At 44.8% G+C, this 2,048-nt stretch carries 1 protein-coding gene; it reads right to left on the bottom strand.

The genetic code is table 11. The annotated features are described in order from the left end of the window. Nucleotides 1–2,048 (bottom strand): Orn/Lys/Arg decarboxylase N-terminal domain-containing protein (locus C9J41_RS21545; RefSeq protein ID WP_107295014.1); only part of this gene is annotated, 2,048 nt, incomplete at both ends.

The raw sequence follows: 2,048 nt of genomic DNA, 5'->3' as shown, positions 1-2,048 counted from the left end.
GCGCCTTCAGTTTCGTGTTCGAAACCTGGGAATTCTGCATCCCATGCTTCTAGTGCTTTCAAGTACTGAATTTGAGGACTTGTTTCGTCACCGAAGTTTTCACCACCCATTAGCATTGGGATGCCTGGTGGGTAAGGGATAACAGAGTTCGCTGCAACACGACCCACTAGCTTGTCAGAAGGTACTAGCTCAACTTCATCAGATACGACGAACTGGTAAGCAGTACGTGGTTTCACTTCCATCTCTGGAAGGCTAGAGTAAGCGTGGTTTAGTACTTGGCTTGGGTTATGACGTACTAGGTACTTAAACATACGCTCACCAAGATCTTTAAGGCCAAGACCTTTGTATACTTCTGGTGCTGATGCAACTAACTCAGGTAATAGTGTTTCGATATCTGCGTTAGCATCGTAGTGACGCTTGAATGACAACAATGTGTTGATCAATGTGTCACGCTTACCTTTAGTAATACCCATTGAGAATAGGAACATTACTTGGAAGTCAGTAGTACGTGTTGGTACGATACCGAAACGACCTAGGTATGCAGTCACAAGTGCTGCTGGAACACCTGTTTCTAGGAAGTTACCGTTGTCGTCAAGTCCAGGAGTTAGCAAGCTAACTTTGATTGGATCAAGCATACACCAGTCATTGTCGATTTCGTCAAAGCCGTGCCACTTGTCGCCAGGAGTTAGTTTCCAGTTCTCTTGGATAGTCATTAGAGACTCAACAGATGCATCTTCAAAGTTAACCTTGTCACCGTTCATTTCTGTAACAGTTTCTGCGTTCCAAGGTTTGAAGAACCAATCGTTGTCATTGGTGTAGTTGTTGAATAGCTGACGCATGTTTTGACGGAAGATGATCGCTTCGCGGTTTACTTCGTCAGTCAGTGTTTTACCACTTTCGCCTTTCATCATGTTAGCTGCAACATCGTTAGACGCACAGATTGCGTATAGTGGCGATGTTGAAGTGTGCATCATGTATGCTTGGTTGAAACGGTCAAAGTTGATCGCGTCTTCACCGTTACGTACGTGAATGTATGATGCTTGAGACAATGCATTCAATAACTTGTGAGTTGAGTGAGTTGCAAATACTGTTGGACCTTTGTGGTCTTTAGCATCGCCACGCATTGCGAAGTGACCCTTGTAGATAGGGTTAAAACGTGCGTAACCGAACCATGCTTCATCCATATGAATACGGCTAGAGCTTTCGCCTAGTAGCGCTTCAGTCACTTCAGAGTGGTAACATAAACCGTCGTAAGTACAGTTAGTTACAACCGCGTAGCTCGCTTTTTTCTCATCAGCGTTGAAAGGAATGCCCGCATTTTTAGCTTTAAGTGCGATGCCTTCTTTGCTCATTTGAACTTGGCTGATTGGACCGATAATACCGTAACAGTTACGGCTAGGTACCATGTAGATAGGGCGTGCACCCGTTAAGATCAGACCTTGCTCGATTGATTTGTGACAGTTACGGTCACAAATAGCGATGTCGTCATCTTTCAAACATGCTTGCATGATTGTACGGTTTGAACCAGAAGTACCTACGATACCAGAGTAAGATTGGTGAGCACCAAATACTTTAGCAGCTTCAACTTCTGAATCTTTGAATGCGCCGCTGTGGTCAAGTAGAGAACCCAGTGCTGCACGTTCGATACCCATATCGGTACGGAATAGATTTTCGCCGAAGAATTCGAAGAATTGGTTACCAGCAGGGGTCTTAGTAAAACCGATACCACCTTGGTGACCAGGCGCAGACCATGAGTACTCATGGATGTCGTTGTAGTGCATCATCGCTTTCATGAAAGGCGGTAGCACTTGTGAGCGGTAACGACGCATAGCAGCAACGATACGGCCAGCAACGAAATCTGCAGTATCTTCTAGTACTGAGTAACACTCATCAACACGTTCCATTAACTGGCGGTTGTTAAGAATAGAAGTACGAGCGCGTTCTGCTAGTAGAAATACTGGCACTTCAGGTTGACGTGCTTGTAGTGCTGCTAACAAATCAACTTCTTCGTGAGAGTTAACGATTTGCTCTTCAGTTTTTTCAAGAGC

The sequence above is a fragment of the Photobacterium sp. GB-50 genome (assembly GCF_003026755.1).
GTDB lineage: Bacteria > Pseudomonadota > Gammaproteobacteria > Enterobacterales > Vibrionaceae > Photobacterium.
Note: the sequence above shows the minus strand (reverse complement) of the source record. Positions and strands in the feature narration are given on the sequence as shown.